The 23849-nt window shown below is 54.9% G+C and carries 22 protein-coding genes and 1 pseudogene; 4 read left to right on the forward strand and 19 right to left on the reverse strand.

Features of this window, described 5'->3' with window-relative positions; genetic code table 11:
• Positions 1-69: 69 nt before the first annotated feature.
• The 5 genes from OKF39_RS14760 to OKF39_RS14780 are packed head-to-tail and all read right to left on the reverse strand — an operon-like array spanning position 70 to position 5297.
• Complete coding sequence (locus tag OKF39_RS14760) at positions 70-1032, reverse strand: Csu type fimbrial protein (RefSeq protein WP_479983090.1); 963 nt, start codon at positions 1030-1032, stop codon at positions 70-72.
• The gene (locus OKF39_RS14765) at positions 1029-3413 is read right to left on the reverse strand and encodes a fimbria/pilus outer membrane usher protein (RefSeq protein ID WP_479983091.1); all 2385 of its coding nucleotides are present in this window, start codon (positions 3411-3413) and stop codon (positions 1029-1031) included. The genes OKF39_RS14760 and OKF39_RS14765 overlap by 4 nt, the downstream gene beginning before the upstream one ends.
• On the reverse strand, positions 3389-4147 hold the full coding sequence (locus OKF39_RS14770) for a fimbrial biogenesis chaperone (RefSeq protein ID WP_479983092.1): 759 nt from the start codon (positions 4145-4147) through the stop codon (positions 3389-3391). The genes OKF39_RS14765 and OKF39_RS14770 overlap by 25 nt, the downstream gene beginning before the upstream one ends.
• A 16-nt stretch (positions 4148-4163) precedes the next feature.
• The gene (locus OKF39_RS14775; RefSeq protein ID WP_479983093.1) at positions 4164-4712 is read right to left on the reverse strand and encodes a Csu type fimbrial protein; all 549 of its coding nucleotides are present in this window, start codon (positions 4710-4712) and stop codon (positions 4164-4166) included.
• Between the two features lie 12 nt (positions 4713-4724).
• The gene (locus OKF39_RS14780; RefSeq protein ID WP_048959826.1) at positions 4725-5297 is read right to left on the reverse strand and encodes a spore coat protein U domain-containing protein; all 573 of its coding nucleotides are present in this window, start codon (positions 5295-5297) and stop codon (positions 4725-4727) included.
• A 430-nt stretch (positions 5298-5727) separates the two neighbouring features.
• Here OKF39_RS14780 and OKF39_RS14785 point away from each other — a divergent pair, with 430 nt between their 5' ends.
• Entirely contained in the window at positions 5728-6987 is a 1260-nt protein-coding gene (locus tag OKF39_RS14785) for a dicarboxylate/amino acid:cation symporter (RefSeq protein ID WP_028013651.1), read from the forward strand.
• A gap of 105 nt (positions 6988-7092) precedes the next feature.
• Here the strand turns inward: OKF39_RS14785 and cheW are convergent, their stop codons facing one another.
• From cheW to flhD, 6 genes are all read right to left on the reverse strand, one after another.
• Positions 7093-7596: a chemotaxis protein CheW gene (gene cheW / locus OKF39_RS14790; RefSeq protein WP_014884351.1), complete on the reverse strand. Its 504-nt coding sequence runs from the start codon at positions 7594-7596 to the stop codon at positions 7093-7095.
• Between the two features lie 19 nt (positions 7597-7615).
• Positions 7616-9652 (reverse strand): chemotaxis protein CheA, encoded by a 2037-nt coding sequence (cheA, locus tag OKF39_RS14795; RefSeq protein ID WP_028013652.1) that lies wholly within the window; start codon positions 9650-9652, stop codon positions 7616-7618.
• Between the two features lie 4 nt (positions 9653-9656).
• The gene (gene motB / locus OKF39_RS14800; protein ID WP_028013653.1) at positions 9657-10586 is read right to left on the reverse strand and encodes a flagellar motor protein MotB; all 930 of its coding nucleotides are present in this window, start codon (positions 10584-10586) and stop codon (positions 9657-9659) included.
• The gene (gene motA / locus OKF39_RS14805) at positions 10583-11470 is read right to left on the reverse strand and encodes a flagellar motor stator protein MotA (RefSeq protein WP_008500417.1); all 888 of its coding nucleotides are present in this window, start codon (positions 11468-11470) and stop codon (positions 10583-10585) included. Before motA ends, motB begins: the two co-directional genes overlap by 4 nt.
• A 123-nt stretch (positions 11471-11593) precedes the next feature.
• Complete coding sequence (flhC, locus tag OKF39_RS14810; RefSeq protein ID WP_013096051.1) at positions 11594-12172, reverse strand: flagellar transcriptional regulator FlhC; 579 nt, start codon at positions 12170-12172, stop codon at positions 11594-11596.
• Between the two features lie 2 nt (positions 12173-12174).
• Positions 12175-12525 (reverse strand): flagellar transcriptional regulator FlhD, encoded by a 351-nt coding sequence (gene flhD, locus OKF39_RS14815; protein ID WP_028013654.1) that lies wholly within the window; start codon positions 12523-12525, stop codon positions 12175-12177.
• Positions 12526-13320: 795 nt separating this feature from the next.
• On the opposite strand from flhD, the gene uspC reads away from it, so the two are divergent.
• Positions 13321-13749 carry a universal stress protein UspC gene (gene uspC, locus OKF39_RS14820; RefSeq protein WP_063437716.1) on the forward strand — a complete coding sequence of 143 codons (429 nt, stop codon included), beginning with the start codon at positions 13321-13323 and terminating at the stop codon, positions 13747-13749.
• Positions 13750-13765: 16 nt separating this feature from the next.
• Here the strand turns inward: uspC and otsA are convergent, their stop codons facing one another.
• From otsA to araF, 5 genes and pseudogenes are all read right to left on the reverse strand, one after another.
• On the reverse strand, positions 13766-15190 hold the full coding sequence (gene otsA, locus OKF39_RS14825) for an alpha,alpha-trehalose-phosphate synthase (protein WP_028013656.1): 1425 nt from the start codon (positions 15188-15190) through the stop codon (positions 13766-13768).
• Positions 15165-15968: a trehalose-phosphatase gene (otsB, locus tag OKF39_RS14830; protein WP_028013657.1), complete on the reverse strand. Its 804-nt coding sequence runs from the start codon at positions 15966-15968 to the stop codon at positions 15165-15167. Before otsB ends, otsA begins: the two co-directional genes overlap by 26 nt.
• Positions 15969-16144: 176 nt before the next feature.
• Positions 16145-17124, reverse strand: a pseudogene (gene araH / locus OKF39_RS14835) (arabinose ABC transporter permease AraH).
• A 14-nt stretch (positions 17125-17138) separates the two neighbouring features.
• Positions 17139-18653, reverse strand: a complete 1515-nt coding sequence (gene araG / locus OKF39_RS14840; RefSeq protein WP_479983094.1) for an L-arabinose ABC transporter ATP-binding protein AraG — start codon at positions 18651-18653, stop codon at positions 17139-17141.
• A 71-nt stretch (positions 18654-18724) separates the two neighbouring features.
• Entirely contained in the window at positions 18725-19714 is a 990-nt protein-coding gene (gene araF / locus OKF39_RS14845; protein WP_008500409.1) for an arabinose ABC transporter substrate-binding protein AraF, read from the reverse strand.
• Positions 19715-20501: 787 nt separating this feature from the next.
• Here araF and OKF39_RS14850 point away from each other — a divergent pair.
• On the forward strand, positions 20502-21005 hold the full coding sequence (locus tag OKF39_RS14850; protein WP_028013660.1) for a non-heme ferritin-like protein: 504 nt from the start codon (positions 20502-20504) through the stop codon (positions 21003-21005).
• A gap of 163 nt (positions 21006-21168) precedes the next feature.
• A complete protein-coding gene (locus tag OKF39_RS14855) occupies positions 21169-22512 on the forward strand; it encodes an anaerobic C4-dicarboxylate transporter (RefSeq protein ID WP_028013661.1) in 1344 nt (447 codons plus the stop codon).
• 40 nt (positions 22513-22552) lie between these two features.
• Here OKF39_RS14855 and OKF39_RS14860 read toward each other — a convergent pair whose 3' ends face one another.
• The 3 genes from OKF39_RS14860 to OKF39_RS14870 form a co-directional block, all read right to left on the reverse strand.
• A complete protein-coding gene (locus OKF39_RS14860) occupies positions 22553-22804 on the reverse strand; it encodes a DUF2766 family protein (RefSeq protein WP_008500405.1) in 252 nt (83 codons plus the stop codon).
• 109 nt (positions 22805-22913) lie between these two features.
• Positions 22914-22997 carry a stress response protein AzuC gene (azuC, locus tag OKF39_RS14865; protein WP_014884364.1) on the reverse strand — a complete coding sequence of 28 codons (84 nt, stop codon included), beginning with the start codon at positions 22995-22997 and terminating at the stop codon, positions 22914-22916.
• Positions 22998-23115: 118 nt separating this feature from the next.
• Positions 23116-23754 carry an RpiB/LacA/LacB family sugar-phosphate isomerase gene (locus OKF39_RS14870; RefSeq protein WP_028013662.1) on the reverse strand — a complete coding sequence of 213 codons (639 nt, stop codon included), beginning with the start codon at positions 23752-23754 and terminating at the stop codon, positions 23116-23118.
• Positions 23755-23849 lie beyond the last annotated feature (95 nt).

Genomic DNA, 23849 nt, shown 5'->3' on the forward strand with positions numbered 1-23849 from the left:
AGATTTATTAACGGTGTTATCGGCACAGGCCACAGGAACTTTACATTTGCGAAAGGGAAAAGCGCGGGGTTAAAACGCGACGTCAACAATCAGCGTATCGGTGTAGGTGCCGGCGGGCGGCGTGGCCTGACTGGTCAGAACTTTGGCAGTGTAGTTGTAGGTGCGCAGTAAACCGTCAGAGCTGACCTGCGAGGAGGTCGCGCTGGTCCAGCGCTCGCTGCCGCTGCCGCCCCAGCGGTTAGTGGTGGCTTCTTTATAGATGTCATAACTCAGGGTGTTACTACCGCTTACCATCCGGCGGACATTATTGAGCGCGTTGGCACCATTGTTAATCCCGATGGTATAGGTACTGCCTTTGGTACAGGTGACGGCAATCGCCTGCGAGACCGTGGGGAAATTTTGCACCAGCGGCGCACTGCTAAAGTTGACGTCCGGCGTGGTCATGGCGCTGCAGTCGTTGGTGACGTTCATGTTAAGCAGAATGCTGGTCGTTGCGGTTCCCGACTGGGGAGATGTACACAGGCTTCCAAGACCGATGGCGCAGACGTTGTAGTTGATACTGAAGGTCAGCAGCACCTGGTAAGGCCCGGCGGTGACGTTTTGTCCGGCGACGGTGCGAAAATAGAGCGGTATGTTGTACCGTTTTGACCCGAGCAGCCCCAGCAGTGTGTTCCCGCTCCAGGTATAGGCTTTGCTTATCTGCACCTCGCTGCTGCTCGCGCACTGTGATAATCCACACAGCCGGGTGGGGATCACGTCCGTGATGGCCGCGTTATCCGTACGCTTCATGGTGGCGCGGCTGTTGCCCGATACCGACGCTGCGGTGTAGTTCAGGGTCACCGAGTCGTTGGTCAGCACATTGAGCACAGCATCACACGCCACCACCAGCGTACCGGTGGTTTCCACCTCCCCGTTTCCGCTCAGCGCAAACGACGTGACGCTGCCAAACGACGCATTGACCGTACTGACGGTACACGCCGCCCAGCCGCCGCCGGAGAACAGCAGCAGCGTTAACAGCAGCAGGCGCATCATGGTCCCTCCCGACAAACCAGCGGACCGTAGGTTTGCAGCTTGTGCTCCGGATTGGCCCCCACGGTCAGGGTCGCCGTGCAGCGCTTTCCGGCAGGGGTGATCACCTCAAGCGGGTTGACATCGCTGAGGTTTTCCAGCCAGGCAATCCCGTCATATCCCACCACCGCATTGCTGCGCGAGGCGCGTCGAACCTGGCTTCCCACCGGAATGGCCTCCCCCTGCGCGTCGTGCAGGATGACGCTCGCTACCCGCTCCTGTTCCATCGGGAAATCCACCAGATAACCGCTGTGGCGGCGGATCGCCACCCGCCGCTCGGTCTCTTTCAGCCGGGTGTCGGCAGGCAGGTTCAGGGTATTAATACTGTAGCTTGCCGGGTAATAGGCCGAGACGCCGCTCACCAGCAGATACCCGTTGCGGTTGGTTTTACCAACCGGCTGGTTTTCATAGCTGACGGGGACATCCGGCTGGCCATCGGTGCTGATGACCACAAACGCATCGTTGATTTTGTTTGCCGCAAACAGTTCGCCGTCCATCAGCACCAGGGAGCCCATCGCTTCGCTCCACCAGGTCATCATGCCCTTCTCGCCGTACCCGCCCCCCTGCAGCTCGATATTGTTATTGCGCCAGCCCACCGTTCCCTGCTGGTAGTTATTCGATCGCGACTGGTTCGCCCACGCCATATTCCAGCTGAAGCCGCCGTCGGAGGGCATCGAGTGGTTGTAGTTGATGCGCTGCGTGCTGCCTGCATCCGGGGTGTTTTCGAAGGTGACGGCAGCGCTGTCGCGTTCCCCCAGCGGCACCTGCAGCGACAGCGCGACCGTCCAGTCCCCACGCTGCTGGTCCCGGCTGCCGGCCAGGTAAATACTGCTTGACCCCCAGAGATTGCGGCTCCAGGAGAGATTCAGCAGTTCCGTTTTCTGGCTGTCAAAGCTCTCCACGCCGATCCAGGCCGCGCCGATATTGCCGTACTGCCCCAGATTGAAGGTCAGAGAATACTGGTCCGTATTGCGGCTAAAGCTGGCGATGGGCCGGTCATTTTCGTCATACACCGTCGGCTGATCGTAAAGAGCGAGATTGCCAAAGCCGCGATCGCGGCGGGTGTGCTGGGTCGCGACGCTAAATTCGCTGGTGCTGTACTGATAGCCCCAGCTGATTTGCCCGCCCTCGTCTCCGCGTATGCGGCTTTGTGAATAGGCCGTATTCACCACGCCAAACCGCCCCAGCTTTATCACCGTCCCCGCCCCGCCCAGCGCCAGCTCTTCTGCGCCTTCCGCGTGGCCCTCCAGCGTCAGCCAGTCGGTCACCCCATAACGATACGAGCCGCTGCCTGCCGCAGGGCCGTAGTCAAAATTCCTGATGCCGTAATTGCGGCGCAGGCTGCCGAGCGTTACGGCCCCGTCGCTCAGCCCTGTTTTAAGCAAATCGCTGGTGACGTAAAACGGCAGCGTGGTGCTCACCTGGCGTCCCAGCGCATCGGTGGTGACCAGCACCGCATCCCCCGCCCCGTTGATATAGGGCAGATTAGTCAGGGTGAAGGGCCCCGGCTGAAGCTGAGTTGAGCCGGATCGATAGCCGTTGATAAAGAGATCCACCGAGGTGGGGACCGCGGCCTCCCCCGAAAATTCGGGCAGCGGCCATGTCACCAGGTCCGGGCGCAGGGAGAAATCGCGTCCGTAGCTGATACCGCCCATCCGCACGCTGGAGGTCCAGCTCAGGGCATCGCTGATCACGTCTCCGGCGCTCCAGGTGGTCGCGTCATCCTCATTCGTTATCAGCAGCGTGGTGTCATAGCGAACATACCCTTCCTGCTGACCGTCGTTTCCTGTGAAATTTTTCCGGGCGTATCCGGTGGAGGAAAATGAGCCGTTCTCGTCGAAGTAGCGGAGTTCATGCCAGAGCGACGCCTGGCCGCCAATGTGCTCCGTGTGGTTGGTGTAGAGATCGTAATTCAGCAGCGCCCCGCGTCCGTAGTGCGGTTTGGACTGCGCCGTTTGCGCGCTAAAGGGGGTTACCCGGGCGGTGATCCAGTCCCGGGGAAGGGTCAGCAGCAGACGCTGCGCGGCGCTGTCATACTCCACACGAACCTGACTCAGCGAGGCAAGATTCACCTCTCCGGCGGGCACATGCTCCGGGGGAAGCCCCGCGCGCAGCAAATCGGCGCTGGAGATAAAGAAAGCGCCGTTGCGTTGCGTCACGGGAACCACCAGACCGGTGTCGTAGTGGTTGAGCACGAGGGCAAGCTGAAAGACCGCTTCATCATTCACCGCCTGTGCCTGGGGAGGCGGCGGCAAACTGTCGTCGCCGGGATCGCCCCAGGCTGTGGTACTGACGCAAAGCAGCATCATCATTGCCGGCTTCAGTTGACGGGAGGCGACTGCCATTGTTCGTCCCTGGCATTAATCTGCGCGCTCATCCGGTCTGGCTGACGAATGCCAGCGGGTAGTGGCCAACTGCGGGTGCTGCCCGGCAGAACGTACCCCAGTAACCCCTCCGCAACGGTGCGTTTTTGTCCCCCCTGCGTCAGCGACACCTGGCTAAGCCTGACGTGCACATCCCCCTGATTACGCACCTGTAATGCAGGTTGTCCTCCCTCCTGCGTCACCCGCCAGCTCAGGCTTCGGGTCTCCACCAGCGCGTGGTGCGCCCCCTCTTTTAGGGTCGGGATCCCCTGTCCGTAGACAAACAGCGGAATGGAGTAACGCATCTGTAATTTGAGGCCGATGGCGGGTGCAGCTTTGGCGTCAGGCTGCGGAATTTCATCCACGATAATTCGGTAGGCCTGTTCGACGCCCGCGGGAACCGCGCCCTGTTTAATAAGACGAATCAGCTGCTTATTACCTTTCTGGATGGTGACTATAGGTGGGCTGGCGACCACGTCCTGCTGGGCGCTATAGCGTTCGTATCCGCCCTCCTGCTTCCAGCGCACAATGCGCACCTGCATGGTCGTTGCACTGTTCCCCTGGTTCTGGATCCACAGCTCCGTGGCATTAGCATCTGCGGCAAGCCAAGGATCGATGGGCCAGAGCAGAATGGTGGCCGCCGCCTGCACCTGTCCGGCTGCCGCGACACCTGACAACACGCCCGCCAGACACAAATGCCTGATAAATGGCTTCATTGCCTCTCTCCCTTTATTACCATGACAAGGTCACGGTGAGCCGATCGGAATAAGTTCCTGCCGGGCTAAACCCGGTCAGTAGCGCCACGCCAAAAAGCGGCAGCGCGATATTATTGCTGTTGGTATAGGTCACCGGTATCGCCTGGTTAACCCCGATTTCGCTGTTCGCGGCCAGCGAACTGCTGCTGTACAGCCGGTAAGGGACCATTTCCGTCCCGTTCGCGCGCTTCAATCGGCGAACGGATGAATAATTCTGGCCACCATCAATACTCATACTCAGCGCCACGCCCGGCGTGCAGGCGATGGACAGCGCCCCGTTCGGCACAAAGCTGGTGCTCACCGGCGCGCTTTCCACGCCGTTATGGGTGCCAAAATCCAGCGTACCGAGAAGCCCCCCGCTGCCGGTAGCCACTGCGCACCCCGGTACAATGGTCGCGCTGACCTTAAAGGATTGCGATGTCACCGCCCCCGCCGTGGGGAGCAGCAGCAACCCGACGATCAGCGCGAAAAAAGGCTGCACGTGTCCCTCTGCGCTTCTGCGCAGACCTATAAAAGGTGCCTTCATGGCAGTGCAGATCTAATAGGTCACGCTGACGTTAATCGTGTCGGTATAGGTGCCTGGTACCACCGTAACGCTGTTACCGCCGCCGGTAATACGTCCGAAGAGGGTGTAACTGTCAACGCCCCCCGCCGTGGACGCGATCGGCAACGCGGCGTTATTGGCAACCACGGTATTGAAGCCGCTGTCGCTGTACAGGCTGTAAGCCACGCCCTGCGCCGTATTGGCCGTGTTTACCAGATAGCGGGCAGGCGTTCCCGGCGAGCCGACAACAGTGCCGGGTGCCGTGGAGTTGGTGTTGCCGGTGATCGCCACCGAATAGCTGGCGGTCGTGCATTGAATGGTGAAGGTATTTCCGCCGCTGGCGCCGGTTAGCTGCGTGGTCAGGGTGGAAAACGTTGCGGGATGGGTACCGAAATCGAGTATCCCGAAGTTAATTCCGCTTTGCGCGGGCGATCCGTTAATCAGACAACCGTTTGTCAGCGTCAGCGTGGCGCCAATGGTGCCGCTGCTTGTGACGGCCAGTGCATGATGGGCTGTTGTCGCAGTCAGCAACGTGCCTGCGCAGATCAAAAGGAGTTTTCTTTTCATTTACCACCCTCCAGAAGACGTCTCCGTTCCCTTGCGACATTTTATTTTTAACGTTCAAGATGTTAGCCCCGCTAAACGTTCCTCAGAGGGGGTTATTGAGAATTTAGTTTACGGATATCGCTTCGACCACCCGCGACGCGCAGAGACAAACCAATGACCTATTGACTCGTTTTTTTATTTAAAAACAGAAAGTTAAAACGAAAGAGAGGAGAAATTCGCTACATAATCTGAGGATATATCCGCTAAAGTGTGATAAGCATCACAATATATCGTTCGGACATTAACAACAAAATTAATAAAAATTAAAAAGGAGTTGTATCCCCCTACGCTTTGCGTCAATTTATGTGCCGAATATTTTCCCGCGCAGTAATAAAAAATTTATATGTATCGGCGCGGGCGACATCTGATAGCGCATAGAGGGTCTTTTTTCGTGGCAAGTGCAAACAAACTTACACTCTTCATCGTGATATTCATGCTGGCGGGTATTCTTTCAGGGGCGGCAATTCACGAGTACGCATCTGCGGATGCCATCAAAGCCTGGTCGGATAATATTACCCTTCTGACCGATATTTTCCTCCGTCTGATCAAAATGGTTATTGCGCCGCTGGTCTTCAGCACGCTGACCGTGGGCATTATGAAGCTGGGAGAAACCTCCACCATAGGCCGGGTGGGCGGCAAAGCGATGGTATGGTTCATCAGTTCATCCGTGCTTTCTATTCTGGTCGGACTGTTTATCGTCACGCTGGAGCGTCCGGGAAGCGGCCTGAACCTGACTATTCCAACCGAGGCGGTGGATACCGGTCTGGCCGTGGGCGGGATGACGCTGAAGGCGTTCCTGTCTCACACCATTCCCACCAGCATCGCGGGGGCGATGTCGAACAATGAGATCCTGCAGATTGTAGTGTTCTCGATGTTCTTCGGCATCGGCGGCGCGTCGCTGGGGCAGAAATTCAACGCGCCGCTGGTGGCCGCACTGGATGTGGTTTCCCATATCATGCTGAAGGTAACGGGTTACGTGATGTACGTTGCGCCACTGGCCATCTTCGCGGCGATCTCCTCCGTCATTGCCACGCAGGGTCTGGGCATCCTGTTGAACTACGCCTCCTTTATTGGCGGCTACTACGTTGCCATTCTTCTCACCTGCATGGTGCTGCTGGCCGTGGGTTACATGGTGCTGAAAAAAGAGGTGTTTCGCCTGGTCAGCATGCTGAAAGATCCGGTGCTGGTCGCATTCACCACCAGCAGTTCTGAAGCGGCCTACCCTAAAACGCTGGAGCAGCTGGAGCGCTTTGGCTGCTCGCGCAATATCGCCTCTTTCGTTCTGCCGATTGGCTACTCCTTCAACCTCGTGGGGTCAATGGTGTACTGCTCGTTTGCCTCGATGTTTATTGCGCAGGCGTACAACATTCACCTGAGCTTCTCTGAGGTGACGGTGCTGATGTTAACCCTGATGCTGGCGTCAAAAGGCATTGCGGGCGTGCCGCGTTCTTCGCTGGTGGTGCTGGCCGCGACCATTCCGAGCTTTAACATTCCCGTGGCGGGGATCCTGCTGCTGATGGGGATCGACCACTTCCTGGATATGGGGCGTTCCGCGATTAACGTGCTGGGGAACGGGATTGCGACGGCGATGCTCTCGCAGAATGAAGGTGCGCGGGAAGCTGAAGCTGAACTGGTAAAGCAGGAAGCGTAATGGCATGAAAAAGGGTGAGGCCTGATGCCCTCACCCCAGCCCTCACCCACAGGGAGAGGGAGCAAACACTAAAAACGGCAACCTGGGTTGCCGTTTTGCATTTACCTACGCTACATGATTCGCCGCGATATCCAGCAGCGCCATCTCTTCGCTGTTCAGCAGCTTTTCGATGTTCACCAGAATCAGCATACGCTCGCCGAGCGCCCCCAGGCCGGTCAGGTATTCGGTCGACAGCGTGACCGCAAACTCCGGCGCAGGACGAATCTGGTCAGAGGTCAGGGAAAGCACGTCAGATACGCCATCCACCACGATACCCACCACGCGCTGTCCCAGGTTCAGGACGATCACGACGGTATTGTCGTTGTAGTCAACGTCGCCCTGGCTGAACTTCACGCGCAGATCCACGATTGGCACAATCACGCCGCGCAGGTTGGTGACGCCTTTAATAAACGCTGGCGTGTTAGCGATGCGGGTAACCTGGTCGTAACCACGAATTTCCTGCACTTTCAGGATATCGATGCCGTACTCCTCATCGCCCAAAGTGAATACCAGGAACTCCTGCCCTGATGGCTCGCCCGCCAGTTTCGTTACATTACTCATACCGGTCATGTTATTACCTTCTACTTAATCAGGCGGCTGTGTACGCCACACGTTGTTCACGATTTAATCCCTGAAGCGCCGACACGTCGACGATCAGCGCCACGCTACCATCCCCCAGAATGGTGGCAGCAGAAATACCCGGCACCTTGCGGTAGTTGCTTTCGAGGTTCTTCACCACCACCTGGTGCTGACCAATCAGCTGATCGACCAGCAGCGCGTAGCGACGGCCCGCGCTTTGCAGGATCACCACGATACCCTGCGTGGCCTCGGTCTTCGCCCCGTCCACTTCGAACACTTTCCACAGCTCGACCAGCGGCAGGTACTCACCGCGCACTTCGAGAACGCGCTCGCCGCCCGCCAGCGGATGCAGATCTTCTTCACGCGGCTGGAGGGATTCCATCACCGCGTTCAGCGGCAGAATGAAGACTTCGTCTGCGACTTTGACCGACATGCCGTCGAGGATCGCCAGCGTCAGCGGCAGCAGGATGCGGATGGTGGTGCCGGAGCCCTGTTTAGACTGGATCTCAACGTGGCCGCCCATCTCCTGAATGTTACGTTTCACCACGTCCATGCCGACGCCGCGTCCGGAAACGTCCGTCACCTGCTCGGCGGTCGAGAAGCCCGGCGCGAAGATCAGCATGCCCACTTCTTCGTCGGTCATGTTTTCATTCACCGCCATCCCCTGTGAAATGGCTTTCGCCAGGATGCGCTCGCGGTTAAGACCCGCGCCGTCGTCGGTCACTTCGATGCAGATGTTCCCGCCCTGATGTTCCGCAGAGAGGATCAGATTCCCGACCGGAGATTTCCCGGCGGCAATGCGGTTTTCCGGCAGTTCAATACCGTGGTCGAGGCTGTTACGCACCAGGTGCGTTAACGGGTCGATGATGCGCTCGATCAGGCTCTTATCCAGCTCCGTTGAACTGCCCATCAGGGTCAGTTCAATCTGCTTATTCAGCTTGCTGGCAAGGTCGCGCACCAGGCGCGGGAAGCGGCTGAAGACATATTCCATCGGCATCATGCGGATGGACATGACCGATTCCTGCAGGTCGCGGGCATTACGCTGCAGCTGGCCCATGCTGGTGATCAGATCGCCGTGCGTGACCGGGTCCAGTTCGTTAGAACGCTGCGCCAGCATGGACTGGGTGATCACCAGTTCGCCAACCAGGTTAATCAGCTGGTCAACCTTCTCAACGGCAACGCGAATGCTGGTGGACTCACTGGAGCGCGCGGCCGGTTTTTCACCACGGCCAGGCGCCGCGGCCTCTTTTGGCACCGCCTTCAGCACCGGGGCCGCTGGGGCCACAGCCGGTGCGGCGGCCTGGGCAACGACAGCAACCTCTTCTTCTGCAGCCGGAGCTGCTACCGCGGCGGCTTCCGTTTCGAAGGCGATCTGGTCGGCTTCAATGACAAAGCACAGCACCGCCACGATATCGTCCTGACTGATACCGTCATCGAGGGTCGCTGCGAGGCTGTCTTTGCCTTTCACTACGTTACTTAATTTCGCCAGGTTACCCAGCTCTTCTTCCAGCAGGTTAACTTCGCTCTCTTTCAGGCGTGACAGCACAACGCGCAGCTTGCCCGCTTGCGCGGCGGCTGGCGCGGCCTCTTCAGCAGCAACCGCATCGACAACGCTCAGCTTTGCCGCAGGGACAACGGCTGCAGCGACCTCACCTTTTGCTTCCAGGGCGAGCTGGCGCAGCGCATTGCAGATGTATTCAAAGCTGGCGGCATCAGGCTCTGCCGAACTTTTATAGGCGTCGAGCTGTTCCTGCATAATATCTTTGGTTTCCAAAAACAGGTTGATAATGTCGGTATTGAGCTGCATCTCACCGCGTCGTGCTTCATCAAGCAGGTTTTCCATTAAATGGGTCGTTTCCTGCAGGATGGTAAATCCAAACGTTCCGGCTCCGCCTTTAATAGAATGCGCCGCGCGGAAGATGGCATTGAGCTGCTCAGAGTCGGGTGCTTCGGGCACCAGATCGAGCAAATGTTGCTCCATATCCGCCAACAGTTCGTCGGCTTCATCAAAGAATGTCTGGTAAAAATCGCTAATATCCATGCTCACGCTATCACCTCGGATTGGCTGGTGGCGATGTTGGAACGGCAGCCGCAGGGACGGCCCCAGGCTGTTTTAAATCGTCCAGTGACTCATTCTGACTTTCGGCGTTTTCGTGCAGGATGGCCTGCTCCGCCTGCTGGTTCAGCACTAAAAGACTGATACGACGGTTGATGGCGTCATCCGGCCCGCGGTCGGAGACCCGCATGGTTGCTGCCATGCCGACCACGCGCAGTACCTTGCCATCATCAAGCCCACCTGCCACCAGCTCGCGACGCGAGGCGTTGGCACGATCGGCAGAAAGCTCCCAGTTGCTGTATCCCTTCTCCCCACTGGCGTACGGGAAGTCATCCGTGTGGCCCGAAAGGCTGATTCGGTTAGGAATACCGTTCAGCACCGGCGCAATGGCGCGTAAAATATCGCGCATGTACGGCTCAACTTCCGCACTCCCGGTTTTAAACATCGGGCGGTTCTGGCTGTCGATAATCTGAATACGCAGCCCTTCCTGGACCAGATCGATTTTCAGGTGCGGCCGCAGCGCGCGCAGTTTAGGATCCGCTTCAATCAGTTGGTCGAGATCGCCACGCAGTTTTTTCAGACGCGCCTGCTCCATCTTGCGTTTCAGCTCGTCGATGTTCGGCTCTTTTTTCACCTCACCCTTCTGCTGGGTGTAATCATCGCCGCCGCCAGGGATCGGGCTTTCGCTGTTAGAGATACGCGGCCCACCGGTCACCGCCGTCGCCAGCGGGGTACGGAAATATTCGGCAATCTGGATAAGCTCCTTCGGGCTGGAGATGGAGATCAGCCACATCACCAGAAAGAACGCCATCATTGCGGTCATAAAGTCGGCGTACGCGATTTTCCAGGAGCCGTGGGAACCGTGCCCGCCGCCCTTGTGCTTGCGTTTTTTGACAATGACGATCGGATGGGACTGGTTTTTCATGCGTCCTCAGTTGTCGTCTGTTGGTTTGGGTTTTTCACCGCGCGCACGTGTTCTTCAAGCTCGATAAACGACGGACGCTCGCTGGAGTAAAGCGTTTTACGGCCAAATTCAACCGCGATCGGTGGCGCGTAACCGTTGAGGTTAGAGAGGAGCGTGATCTTCACGCACTGCATCATTTTGGTGGTTTCCGCGCTTTTCTGGCGCAGCACGCTTGCCAGCGGAGAGATAAAACCATAAGCCAGCAAAATACCGAGGAAGGTGCCCACCATCGCATGGGCAATCAGCGCGCCCAGTTCAGCCGCCGGACGGTCCGCCGAGGCCAGGGCGTGTACCACCCCCATGACCGCCGCCACGATACCAAACGCCGGAAGGGAGTCGCCCACCAGCGCCAGGCTGTTGGCCGGCACTTCAGATTCGCTTTCGTGGGTTTCGATCTCTTCGTCCATCAGCGCTTCAATTTCGAAGGTATTCATATTGCCGCTGATGATGAGACGCAGGTAATCGACGATGAAATCCAGCATCATGGCGTCCGCCAGAATGCGCGGATAGCTGGCAAAAATTTCGCTCTCTTTCGGGTTTTCGATATCCCGTTCAAGCGAGAACATCCCCTGCTGACGCGACTTCGCCATCAGGCGATAGAGCAGCGCCAGCAGATCCATATACATGCTTTTGGTGTATTTCGAGCGACGGAACAGCAATGGAATTGCCTTCAACGTGCCCTTGATCGATTTACCGTTGTTGCCAACGATAAAAGCCCCTACCCCTGCGCCGCCGATGATAATAAGTTCAGCCGGTTGATAGAGTGCTCCAAGGTGCCCGCCGGTCATCATGTAACCGCCGAAAACTGTACCGAGAACTACCAGGTAACCTAATAAGATAAGCACGACATCATCCTTCCGCTAGTGACTATGGCAAGGACGTCCAGCTCGCAGCGTTTACCGTTTGCGGGGTAAAAAAAAGCAGCGGTAATGACTTACCGCTGCTGGAATCTTGCCCACACGTTCGGGTTAAACAGCTTGTTCGATCTGTTCATCCAGCAGTTGTGGAATAATATCGGCAGCATCCCGGGAAAGTTTACGTCTTTTTACTGCGCGGGACGGCGGCTGACATAAACTACAGGCGAAGCTGCCTGCAGGCTGATGAGCATGGGTAATAAAATTGCCGTCGCAGCAATTGCAGCGCGACAGTTCAAGCATTCCGCTCTCAACAAAACGCACCAGCGTCCATGCGCGGGTCAGCGCCAGCAGAGGGCCTTCTTCCTGCTGTGGGCATTGTTCAAGGTAAAGTTTGTACGCTTTGATCACGGCGTCTACGCCGCTACACAAACCGGTTTTGAGAAGATACTGCCAGGCATTACAGAACATGGAAGCGTGGATGTTCTGCTCCCAGGTCATAAACCAGTCCGTAGAAAACGGCAGCATGCCTTTCGGCGGGGGACTACCGCGTAACTCTTTATACAGTTTGATGAGGCGACCACGGCTCAGCTGAGTCTCGCTTTCCAGCATTTGTAAACGAGCACCCAGCGTAATCAGCTCCATGGCCAGCTGTATGTCACGCGCTTCCTGAACAATGCTTTTTTCGCTCATTGCTAGGCCCTTTTCTTACGGGCTGCGTCATCAGGCTGACTGATGTCGCTAAGCAAGCGAGTGGAGAGCAGGATACCGGTATGGATCTGTTGCAGATCGTCCACGCGGGATTCCTGCGTCAGACGCGTTATCGTCTGCGGATTATCAAAACGGAACTGGCACACCAGTTGATTCGTTTCCGCCAGTTTTACCATCTGCGGGAGGGTTAATCCACCCAGCATGGTTGCCATTTCTTCGTTAATACCCAGACGAAACATCGCGGACGCTTTGTCCTGACTAATTAAACGCTGCGCGAGCAGTAAATATGACAAATTGATGTCATAGATATGTTTTAGCAACTCGGATGTATGCATTGTTCCCATCCCGAATAACCAACTATTATTTTTATGCGGAAAGACCGCACCCCGTGATGTCGCCGGGAAATCACCCGGTATAAAAAAGAAAAGGCTAAATGCATAGTTGAATCTAGGTTTGTATTCATCCAAACGCGCAAGGGATGCAACGCGGTTACATCTCTTACAGGTTTTATCATTTCTTACAAATAACTAAGATTTTTCCTAATTCGACGCAAACTCTACTCGCCAGATTTGACACATACAATGCAGCCACCCTCAAATTTAAAAAAAATGTGATCCACGTCACACAATTTAAGTGAATGTTACCCATAAATCCATCAGTATGACTTCTAATTTGCTCATTTTTTAAGCAATCAGCACTGTTTTGTTTTCTTAATCGACGAATACTCATGCATAAGCTTGAGAATAAGTGGCACGCAATGTGCTTTTACCCGTGCGTGCAGTATCAGCAATCGTTTACATCGCGTATGCGTCAGGGATACATTTTGATTACTTCGATAAAACATAGAGTTATGCATTTCTGGCAATAAAATTGTTTCATTGCGTGATCATTCGAAATGCGTTTATAACTTGTTAGAATGATTTAATAGCGAAAGCGAAGATTTGTGTGACTTACGTTAAGTTGTTAATTTTTTTCATTTAGGCGCATTTATCAGTTATTCTTCTTATAAGAATAATTAATGAATAATTATGATAAGCTTCACACTAATGTCGTATTCAAGTCTTGCGAAACCAGGAAATTCGCGGTAATGGTGATGAAACGCTGTCTGTCAGGCATCTAAGGAGTGCGCCATGAGTTACTCCCATCTTCTTGTTTCTGTTGCCGTTTCCCCCGAAAGCCACCAGCTTGTCGCCCGGGCCGTTTCCATCGCCCGGCCGCATAATGCGCGCATCAGCCTCATTACCCTCGCGGCCGAGCCCGAGATGTACAATCAACTGGCGGCCCCGATGCTGGAAGATATTCGTGAGGTTTTGCAGGAGGAAACGCAGCAGTTTCTGCGAGAGCTTGTCGAAAAAGCAGAGTACCCCATTGATGAAACCGTTATTGCGACGGGGGAACTGAATGCCCATATTCTTAATATGTGCCGCAAGCAAAATATTGATTTAGTGATTTGCGGGAACCATAACCACAGCTTTATATCGAGGGCTACCTGCGCGGCAAAATCTATTATCGCCTCAAGCCAGGTTGACGTGCTGTTAGTCCCGCTTGGGGGGGCTTAACCCCCCCAGAGGAATATCAGGCGAGTTTAGGGAAGGTCGCGATCTTTTTTTGCAGATCGCCTTCGTGACTTTGCGGGGCTATTTCGCGTAGATCCTGAATAAAACGCGCCTGCCAGTGATTTATATCGTTATTCCGGATCGTCTCCATCATTTCGGCATGGCGGGAAATTCGCTCCGTCAGCGGCATGGTCAGCGCGCGGTTGAGGGCATTTGCCACATCATCCCGATCGTAAGGGTTAACGAGCAGCGCTGAGGTCAGTTCGTTCGCTGCCCCTGCAAACTGGGAAAGCACCAGCACGCCCGGATCCGCCGGGTCCTGAGCCGCCACGTACTCTTTTGCCACCAGGTTCATCCCGTCACGCAGCGGCGTAACCAGGCCAACGTCAGCGTAGCGGAAGACCTTCATCAGGATCTTACGGTCAAAATGCTGATTCAGATAAAAGAGCGGCGTCCAGCCCAGTTGGCCGTAGCGCCCGTTGATGCGCCCTGCTTCTGTCTCCAGCTGATGACGAATATCCTGATAGGCCTGCACTTCCCCGCGCGACGTTGGCGCGATCTGGGTATAGCGGATTTTACCGTGGTGCTGAGGGTATTTATCCAGCAGCGTTTCATACGCCAGGAAGCGTTCCGGCAACCCTTTGGAATAATCCAGACGCTCTACCGAGAAGATATTCTTCACGTGCTTGAGTTCATTCTTAAGCTGGGCCAGCTTCGGCGGCAGCGGGCCCGAGGCCTGTTCCGCAATTTCGTCGGGTTCAATACCAATCGGATAGACCTCGGTATGGAAGGTTTTGCCCCACGCCGTATGGGTTTTGCCGCCGTTGGTTACCAGGCGCGTTTTGCCTGACACGGAGTCCAGGAACGCGAGACGGTCATTTTCGGTCTGGAAGCCCAGCAGGTCATAATCACACAGCGCCTCCAGCAGTTCTTCATGCGGCGGCAGCGCGGTGAAAATTTCCGGCGTCGGGAACGGAATGTGCAGGAAGAAGCCAATTCGGTTATTGACTCCTCTTTTACGCAACTCTCTGGCGAAGGGGAGCAGATGATAATCGTGGATCCATAAAATATCGTCTTCCTCAATTAAAGGCAGCAGTTTATCCGCCAGCAGCGCATTCACCCGCGAGTAGCCCTCGAAGGATTCACGCTGGAATTTCACCAGATCAAGACGATAGTGAAACGCAGGCCACAGGACCGCGTTGGAGAACTGCGAGTAATACTCGTCATAGTCTTTCTCTTTGAGCGCAAATGATGCCCACGTAATGTTCCCGCGCGTCACCTTTTTAAGCGGTTTCTCTTGTTCATTGATTTCACCGCTCCAGCCAAACCACAGCCCGCCAGCAGCTTTTAAGGCACCTAATACCCCTACCGCCAGGCCACCTGCACTGGCTTTTTTATCATCAGGCGGTGCAATTCGGTTAGAGACGACGACTAAGCGACCCATAATGGTTTCCCCCTTTGTTTTGCGCTATTTGTTGTTGTTGCTGGTTAGCGATATCAGAAATCCACTGCCAGACGGCCTCGACATTCGCCAGACGCCATTCAGCGACAGTGTCACCAGGCCCTACCTTGACGGCGATCCCTCCGGCCTGTTTCACCACGCGAAAACCGGCCTCATCGGTCAGGTCATCGCCAAAAAATACCGGTGTACGTCCCTTAAATGGCGGTTCCGCCATAAACGCCGCAATAGCGGCCCCCTTATTGATGCCCTCAGGTTTTATCTCAACGACGCACTTCCCCGGCTGCAGCGCGAGCTGCGGATGTGCATCGGCCACGCTGCGGGCAATCGCAAAGATCGCCGCTTCGTGATGCGGAGCCTGCCGATAGTGCAAGGCGAACGCCATGCCTTTCGCTTCCAGTTCCGTGCCCGGGAGCGACGCCAGCGCCGAGGAGAGTTCAGTATGTAACGCCTGAATTAAGGTATCGGGGAGTGATACAACATGCAGTTGATCATGGATATCGCGGCGCTCCGCTCCGTGTACACCGGCCAGCGGAAAGTGGTAAGGACTGGCGAGCACGTCCAGCTCGGCCATTGAGCGCCCTGAAATCAATGCCAATGCGCCCTCGTTCAGTCGAGAGAGCTGCTGCAAATTCTCTAGCACCGTATCCGGTACGACCACGTCGTCAGGATGCGGCTGGATCCCGGCGAGCGTCCCGTCGAGGTCAAAAAAGAAAGCATATTTTCCGGGCAGTACAGGCGGTGCGGTTAACAAGTCAGCCACCCTAATCCTCCTTACGGTTTACGAGAGGTAAACGCCTTTACCTCTTTCATAGCCATGTAAGTATAGACAGTGTGATGGGCCTCGCCATTTGACAACCGCCCCGCCAGCAAAACTGGCGAGGCGGTTCAGGGGTCAACTATGGTTATTAGTTGAGCAATAAAAAGTCAGCGCTGGGGTTACACGGTACGCTTCGCTTTTTGCTTGTAACGGTCGAAAATCACGGCTGCCAGCAGGATCAGGCCGCGCACGACGTACTGAGAGAACGGCGAAATATTCAACAGGTTCATGGCGTTTTCCACCGTGCCCAAAATCAGGATACCGGCCACCACATATGAGATTTTTCCGATGCCTCCCTTGAGGGAAACGCCCCCTAAAACGCACGCCGAGATGACGATCAGCTCATAACCGATAGACGTCATTGGCTGGCCGCTGGTCATACGCGACGCCAGAATAATCCCCGCCGCGGCGGAGACCAGCCCGGAGAGCACGAAGATAATAATCTTGGTGCGTACAACCGGCACCCCTGCCAGACGGGCCGCTTCTTCATTGCCGCCGATCGCCAGCGTGTTACGACCAAAGGTGGTGCGGTTCAGCAGGAAGCCGAACAGGATCAGGCAGGCCACGGTGAGCCAGATAGGCGCAGGCAGGCCCAGCCAGTTGGCGTAGCCCAGCGTAAAGAAGCGCTCGTCTTCAATCCCTACCGCTTTACCGTCGGAAATGATATAGGCCAGACCACGGACTATCTGCATCGTTGCAAGCGTGTAATCAGGGCATTAATCTTCAGGCGTGCGATAACAAAACCGTTCACCAGACCGCTGATCACGCCAAGCAACAGACCGGCAAAAACGCCAATCCACAGGCTTTCCGTCATGTTGATCACCACCGCCGTGGTGACGCCCGCGCAGGCGATAACCGAGGCCACCGACAGGTCGAAATCACCGGAGGCCAGACAGAAGAGCATGCCGCAGGCCACCATGCCGGACATGGAAATCGCCAGTCCCAGCCCTTTCATATTAATGAAGGTGGCAAAATTAGGGACGAAGATTGCACAGGCGATGAAGAGTGCGGCAAAGACCACCAGCATGCCGTACTGATCCCAGATGCGTCCAAAACTAAAAGCCGACTTCGGCGCTCCGGATGTAGTAACAGAGGACATCATTAACTCCTTACTCAGGCGACAGCCTGGCTGACTTTAGGCATGGCGAGGTTCAACGCCTGTTGTTCATTCGCCTGTTCATGAAGTAACTCACCGGCGATTTCGCCTTCGCGCATCACTACAATGCGGTCAGCAACGCCAAGCACCTCAGGCAGATCGCTGGAGGCGAACAGCACCGCCACGCCGCGTTTTGCCAGTTCATATATCACGTTGTAAATCTCGTGTTTTGCGCCCACATCGATACCGCGCGTCGGCTCGTCCAGCAAAATGACCTTCATATCCTCCGACAGCCAGCGGCCTAAAATGGCCTTCTGCTGGTTTCCTCCTGACAGATTCATAATCAGCTGTTCCGGTCCCGGCGTTTTGATATTCAGCGAGCGAATATGATGGTCGGCGTTGCTCGACTCCCAGCCGTCGTTAATCAGGCAACCCGCGCGGATAAATTTACGCCGGGCGGAAATGTTGATGTTGTCGCGCACCGAATGCACCGGAATGATCCCCTCCGCCTTGCGGTCTTCCGGGCAGAGCATCATCCCGGCCCTGATTGCGTGGGCGGGTTTCTGGATATCCACCTGCTCGCCGTCAATGGAGACCTGCCCTGCGGTAATGCGTGTACCGCCGAACAGCCCTTTCATCAGCTCGCTACGCCCCGCCCCTACAAGGCCAAACAGACCGACGATCTCACCGCTGCGTACGGATAACGAAACCGGCGTCCGCACGCCCGGCGCTTTGACGTTGTCCAGACGCAGGCGCTCGGGGCCGTACTCGCGCGGTTTCCAGTGATAGATATCGCCCAGATCGCGCCCGACCATCGCCTGAACAAGCTGATCATGGTTAACCTGCTGCATATCGGTAAAGGTGCGCACATAGCGCCCATCCTTAAATACGGTGATGGCATCGCTCAGGGCAAATATCTCCTCCATGCGGTGCGAGACGTACAAAATGGTGCGGCCTTCCTGCCGCAGCTCGCGGATCACGCGGAACAGGTTTTCGATTTCACGCGAGGAGAGCGAACTGGTGGGTTCATCAAAGGCAATAACCCTGGCGTTACGCGCCAGCGCCTTGGCAATTTCAACCATCTGCCACTGGCCGATGGAGAGGTATTTCAGCGGGGTCTGGGGATCGACGTCCAGACCAAGATGCTTAAGCTGCAGCCCCGCTTCATAATTAAGTAGTGAACGATTCACCACGCCGCTTTTGTGCGGAAGCTGGCCTAAATAGATATTTTCGGCCACGGTCATCTCAGGGATGAGGTGCAGTTCCTGATAGATAATGGCGACACCGGCGTTGAGCGCCGCCGTGGTATCGGCAAAGGCCACCTCTTCACCGCGAATGGCCAGCGTGCCGGTTGTTGGCGCGTAGTTGCCGCTGAGGATTTTTAGCAGCGTGGATTTCCCCGCTCCGTTTTCCCCCATCAAGGCATGAACCTGGCCGGCATAGCAGTCGAAGCTGATATCGGTCAGCGCGTTAACACCGGGAAACGTTTTCCCGATGCCGCGAAAAGAGAGATACGGATTAGACTGTTGCATAACGACTCCGTGATTCCTGTAGTGTGTACGTCTGGCCCCTTACGGCGAGTAAGGGGCACAATCACAGCGTATTACTTACCGCCCAGTCCCTTTTTCGCCAGTTCCTCTTTGAAGTTGTCGCGGGTAATCAGCACCACGTCGGTCACTTCGGTAAATTTCGGCGGTTCAGCCCCTTTGGTGACCCAGTTGTAGAGCATTTCGCTGGATTTGTAGCCGTGAACGTCCGGGCTTGGCAGCAGAGAGCCGTAGAAGCCGGTGGCCTGCGCTTTGGACAGCTCGCTCACCGCATCCACGCCGTTGATGCCGATCCCGATAACGTCAGGCGCCTTGAAGCCCTGACCTTCCGTCGCGCGCACGCCGCCCAGCACGGTGTTGTCGTTCATGCCGACCACCAGCCAGTGCTTCACTTCCGGGTGCTGGACCAGCATAGAGTTCGCCGCGTCAAAGGCGCCCGGGATGTCGTTAGATTTGGTTGGCACTTTATAGATCTGTTTTTCAGGGAAGCCAGCCGCTTTCAGCGCGTCCATTGAACCGGTCGTACGACGACGCGCCGTGTCCAGCTCGTCTGCGGTGATGGCCATGACGGCGGTCTCTTTCACATCCCAGCCGCGTTTCTGCATCTCTTTATAAAGCTCCTGCCCCTGACGTTCACCGATTTTGGTCGCCGCCATCATGACCAGCGGAACGCTGTCCATCGGTTTGCCTTTGGCATTAACGAACTGATCGTCAACCGCAATAACCTTCATGTCGTAACCGCGGGCTTTCGCCGCAATTGCCGATCCGAGTTTTGGATCCGGAGTGCAGATAACAAAGCCTTTCGCGCCGCTGGCCGCCAGGCTGTCGATGGCGTTCAGGGTTTTTTCACCGTCCGGCACGGCGATTTTAATCACTTCAAAACCTAAATCTTTTCCGGCTTTATCAGCGAATTTCCATTCGGTCTGGAACCAGGGTTCTTCCGGCTGTTTTACCAAAAAACCGAGTTTTAAATTCTCAGCGATAGCGGATTGTGACATAACGGCAGCCAGACCGATGGCCGCCAGCGCTTTAGTAAATTTGTGCATGGTAAACTCCAGCTTTAGCATTCTTTTCTGTAGGGAAGATTTGCGTGCTTCTTATTTAATCGGACTTAAAACAAGGCATTAGCGCTTACCTCGTCATAAGCGTTATTGCTGGTGATAGTTTTAGCGGGAAATTAATCATCCATAAGAGAGCCCCATCACACCGCAGAATTACAGTAATTGCGTACATAAATTCAGCGAAAAATGACATAAAAAAGGCAGGAATTGTCTGACAAATGAAAGCAGGGTAAGCAGAATTATCCATAAGATTAGCTAAGAAATCCCTGATGCCTTACGGCGGATGTCGCTGTGGCTCTCCCCTGACGGGGGTCCATGCTTTTCATCAAAAAAACGAACGCGTCATGAAAAGGCGTTATTCCGTTAAAATTGACTTAGCGCAAATTCAGCAACGCATCATATATTTGAAATGAATAATCTGTATTTATTTTTCTTACAGAGCATTATTCCGGCTAAATGTTCACGAAAGTAAATCAGTATCCCTCGAAAGAAACTTAACCTTTAATATCAACAGGTTAATAAAATTTCATTTGGTGGCTATATATTTGTATTTTTGTACTATATTAAACTTTGTAATGTATGGTAAACACAGCCTAATTAAGAGTTTTCTTAATCATAAGACAAAGGTATGCTTATTTATATCGAACACAGGAAGTGAATTTTCGATCGATTTTAGTCACTGCAAAAATTGCAATTCTGTTTTTCTTCGTATTTGCCTGTCTGTCAGGTTAAGCAGCGGACATCACGTCCCACAGTCTATAAGGATATGAGTATGGCTACCCAAACGATGATGCAAAAACTTAACGCGCAGATGAACCTTGAGTTCTACGCCTCGAACCTGCACCTTCACTTAAGTGCATGGTGTTCTGAAAAAAGTCTCACGGGCTCTGCCACGTTCTTTCGTTCACAGGCACAAAGCAACGTCACCCATATGATGCGCGTCTTTAACTTCCTGAAGGCCGCGGGGGCTAACCCGGTTGTTAAAGCCCTTGATGGGATCAACGAAAATTACTCTTCTCTGGAAGAACTGTTCCAGAAAACTCTGGAAGAACATGAGCAGCGCTGTACGACGCTCAACAAGCTGGCCGATGAAGCCAGAGCACAGCATGACATCATCACTCTTAAATTTTTACGCGATATGGATAAAGAACAGCAGCAGGACGGTATGCTGCTGAAAACGCTGGCGGATGAGATCCACAATGCGCGCCAGGCCGGTTTACGCCCGGAGCAAGCCGACCGCCACCTGCTCGATCTTGTGACGGTGCAGCACCACTAAGCGTTTAACCTGCCTTGGCCCTGGTTCAGGGGGGCAGGTTCCTTCTTATTTCCCCAACCCTCTGCTTTTGCTGAAATTTAACAAATCAGATCTCGCTCTCAATGATTAACCTTACAAAATGTAATGATTTATTTAATTACATAATCATTGACGAGGGAAAAGCATGATCACCATTGAGTTTGTTGTCATTCTCCTCTGCCTGCTGACGGGAACACGTTTCGGCGGCATGGGGCTTGGGTTAATCAGCGGTATTGGCCTTTTTATTTTGTGTTTTGTCTTTGGGCTCCAGCCCGGCAAGCCTCCGGTTGACGTCATGTTAACCATTCTCGCAGTGATTGGCTGTGCCGCTACCCTGCAGACCGCGGGTGGCCTCAACGTCATGATGCAGTTTGCTGAACGCCTGCTGCGCAAACACCCGCAGCACATCACGCTTCTCGCCCCTTTTACCACCTGGATGCTGACCTTTCTGTGCGGTACCGGGCACGTGGTCTACACCATGTTCCCCATCATTGCGGATATCGCCCTGAAAAAAGGGATCCGCCCGGAACGCCCAATGGCGGTGGCATCGGTGGCATCCCAGATGGCGATCACCGCGTCTCCGGTTTCCGTCGCCGTTGTGTCGCTGGTCTCCATCCTGGCCGCACAGCATGGGATTGGGCACGCGTGGGGGATCCTGGAAATCCTCGCCGTATCGGTTCCCGCTTCGCTTTTCGGCGTCGCGATCGCGGCCCTGTGGAGTTTACGTCGGGGGAAAGATTTGGCTGACGACGGGGAGTTTCAGGAGAAACTGAAAGATCCCAAACAGCGCGAGTTTATCTATGGCGGCACGGAGACGTTAATGAACCAGCGTTTTCCGAAGCAGGCCTACTGGTCGACATGGATTTTCTTTGCCGGTATTGCGGTGGTAGTCCTGCTCGGGGCTTTCCCCGAACTGCGCCCGGCCTTCGAGTTGAAAGGTAAAATGACGGCCCTGTCGATGAACCTCGTCATTCAGATGATGATGCTCATCGCCGGTGCCGTGATGCTGATGGCCTGCAAGGTCAATGCCTCAGCCATCTCAAACGGTGCGGTATTTAAGGCCGGTATGGTGGCGATCTTCTCGGTGTTCGGGGTGGCGTGGATGAGCGATACCTTTTTCCAGGCGCATCTCGATGAGTTAAAGCTGGCGCTGGAAGGGGTGGTGAAAAGCCATCCGTGGACGTATGCCATCGTGCTTTTCCTGGTGTCGAAGCTGGTAAACAGCCAGGCGGCGGCCCTGACGGCCGTGGCGCCGATGGGATTGATGTTGGGCATCGATCCAAAAATGCTGATCGCCTTCTTCCCGGCGTCCTACGGCTATTTTGTTCTGCCGACCTACCCGAGTGATTTAGCCTGCATCGGCTTTGACCGCTCGGGAACAACCCGCATCGGCAAATTCATCATTAACCACAGCTTTATTCTGCCGGGGCTAATTGGCGTGAGCTGCGCCTGCGCGGCGAGCTACCTGCTGGTCCAGACCTTCTTTTAACGTTTTCAACGGGCGACACGCGCGGTCGCCCGTTCGCGTTTTAATGAGACTCGCCCTGCGGCGTAAAGCGCAGTTCAATCAGCGCGATGGCTTTCTGGATCGCGCGAAGCGTCACCGGGTCGGCAGCCGCGGGATGGCTGGCAAAATCGATGTTTTTCAGCTGCGTGGACATCTTCTCGCGCACTTCAACCGGTGCAATAACGTCCAGAACATCAAGAATTTGCTTGATAACCAACTGACAGGCGACAACGTCAGAGACCAGTTCCTGATCGGCGCTCAGGTTTTGTGACATGGGGCTTTCTCCTTATTCAAAGGCCGCCATAGTATCAAAACGTGGCCCGTGACATCTGCCCTTCATTGCCGCAGGACACAAAAAAACCCGCCGAAGCAGGTTTTTTTTATCAGAACATGGCGCCAGGCGGCACGTCTTTAAAAGTGCGGCAGTAATTGGCCCACATACTTTTCAGGATTTTGCGCAGTTTCATTGTGATGCTCCATTAACTTGTTATACAACTTTATAGTCAATGTGCCTATAATATGACCATCGTCACAAAGATCAATATTTTTGTGACGCATGTCACAATTTAAACTGCGCAGTGCGAATTAACCCACGATACTGCGAACAAAATCCTCGATCGCCTTATCCTGGCAATTTTCAAAGAAGCACTGCTGGAAACGCGGGCCGGAAACAGCGGTCTTCACCAGCTCAGGATCGATGGCGCGCAGCGAGTCAAGATAGTTATCTTTTACCACGGCCGCTTTTACCTGGTTCAGAATACCGGCGTTACGCACCTGCGGCTCTTTACGCTCTGGAGGATATCCCTCCCCTTTTCGGCCGGTAAACGCCTTTTCAAAGATAAAGCGAACGTTTAGCTCCGCTCCCCAGCCAAACCCTTTGGCAAAAGGCAGAGAGAGCGCATTGCCGTTATTGATTTGCGCGAAGAGAAACGCGTCTGCGGGATCGATGCAGTAGCCGCAAATCACGCCAGGGTGGATGTTTAACGACATCAGCGCCCCCTGCCCGGTGCCGCAGCCGGTGACCACAAAATCCACCGCTTTCGCATTCAGCAAAATGCTCGCCATAATGCCCAGGTGGATGTAGGTCAGGTGATGATCGTTTTCGTCGCTCATACCCACGTTGTAAACCGGGAACCCTTTTTCATCGGCTACCGTTTTCAACTCTTTTAATATGACTGGGTTTTTAGCCGCCTGGCTGTTTTCCATCATCAGTGCAATTTTCATCGTGTCTCTCCAGAATGCGCTGCGGGCGCTCCCCGCCATGGATACCTGTTCCCGTTCATTCTGGCATCAAATAAACAGACTTTCAAAGTAAATGA

This window comes from Enterobacter cloacae complex sp. HYC042_NIDB, from assembly GCF_056673315.1.

Bases quoted from the DNA above. Each gene is read 5' to 3' on its own strand.
- OKF39_RS14850 (WP_028013660.1), top strand. From the start codon at position 20,502: ATGGCTACCCAAACGATGATGCAAAAACTTAACGCGCAGATGAACCTT.
- cheW (WP_014884351.1), bottom strand. From the start codon at position 7,596: ATGACCGGTATGAGTAATGTAACGAAACTGGCGGGCGAGCCATCAGGG.
- araF (WP_008500409.1), bottom strand. From the start codon at position 19,714: ATGCACAAATTTACTAAAGCGCTGGCGGCCATCGGTCTGGCTGCCGTT.
- azuC (WP_014884364.1), bottom strand. From the start codon at position 22,997: ATGAAACTGCGCAAAATCCTGAAAAGTATGTGGGCCAATTACTGCCGC.
- OKF39_RS14855 (WP_028013661.1), top strand. From the start codon at position 21,169: ATGATCACCATTGAGTTTGTTGTCATTCTCCTCTGCCTGCTGACGGGA.
- flhD (WP_028013654.1), bottom strand. From the start codon at position 12,525: ATGCATACATCCGAGTTGCTAAAACATATCTATGACATCAATTTGTCA.
- OKF39_RS14775 (WP_479983093.1), bottom strand. From the start codon at position 4,712: ATGAAGGCACCTTTTATAGGTCTGCGCAGAAGCGCAGAGGGACACGTG.
- otsA (WP_028013656.1), bottom strand. From the start codon at position 15,190: ATGGGTCGCTTAGTCGTCGTCTCTAACCGAATTGCACCGCCTGATGAT.
- OKF39_RS14780 (WP_048959826.1), bottom strand. From the start codon at position 5,297: ATGAAAAGAAAACTCCTTTTGATCTGCGCAGGCACGTTGCTGACTGCG.
- motB (WP_028013653.1), bottom strand. From the start codon at position 10,586: ATGAAAAACCAGTCCCATCCGATCGTCATTGTCAAAAAACGCAAGCAC.
- OKF39_RS14760 (WP_479983090.1), bottom strand. From the start codon at position 1,032: ATGATGCGCCTGCTGCTGTTAACGCTGCTGCTGTTCTCCGGCGGCGGC.
- uspC (WP_063437716.1), top strand. From the start codon at position 13,321: ATGAGTTACTCCCATCTTCTTGTTTCTGTTGCCGTTTCCCCCGAAAGC.
- OKF39_RS14870 (WP_028013662.1), bottom strand. From the start codon at position 23,754: ATGAAAATTGCACTGATGATGGAAAACAGCCAGGCGGCTAAAAACCCA.
- OKF39_RS14860 (WP_008500405.1), bottom strand. From the start codon at position 22,804: ATGTCACAAAACCTGAGCGCCGATCAGGAACTGGTCTCTGACGTTGTC.
- OKF39_RS14770 (WP_479983092.1), bottom strand. From the start codon at position 4,147: ATGAAGCCATTTATCAGGCATTTGTGTCTGGCGGGCGTGTTGTCAGGT.
- flhC (WP_013096051.1), bottom strand. From the start codon at position 12,172: ATGAGCGAAAAAAGCATTGTTCAGGAAGCGCGTGACATACAGCTGGCC.
- OKF39_RS14765 (WP_479983091.1), bottom strand. From the start codon at position 3,413: ATGGCAGTCGCCTCCCGTCAACTGAAGCCGGCAATGATGATGCTGCTT.
- araG (WP_479983094.1), bottom strand. From the start codon at position 18,653: ATGCAACAGTCTAATCCGTATCTCTCTTTTCGCGGCATCGGGAAAACG.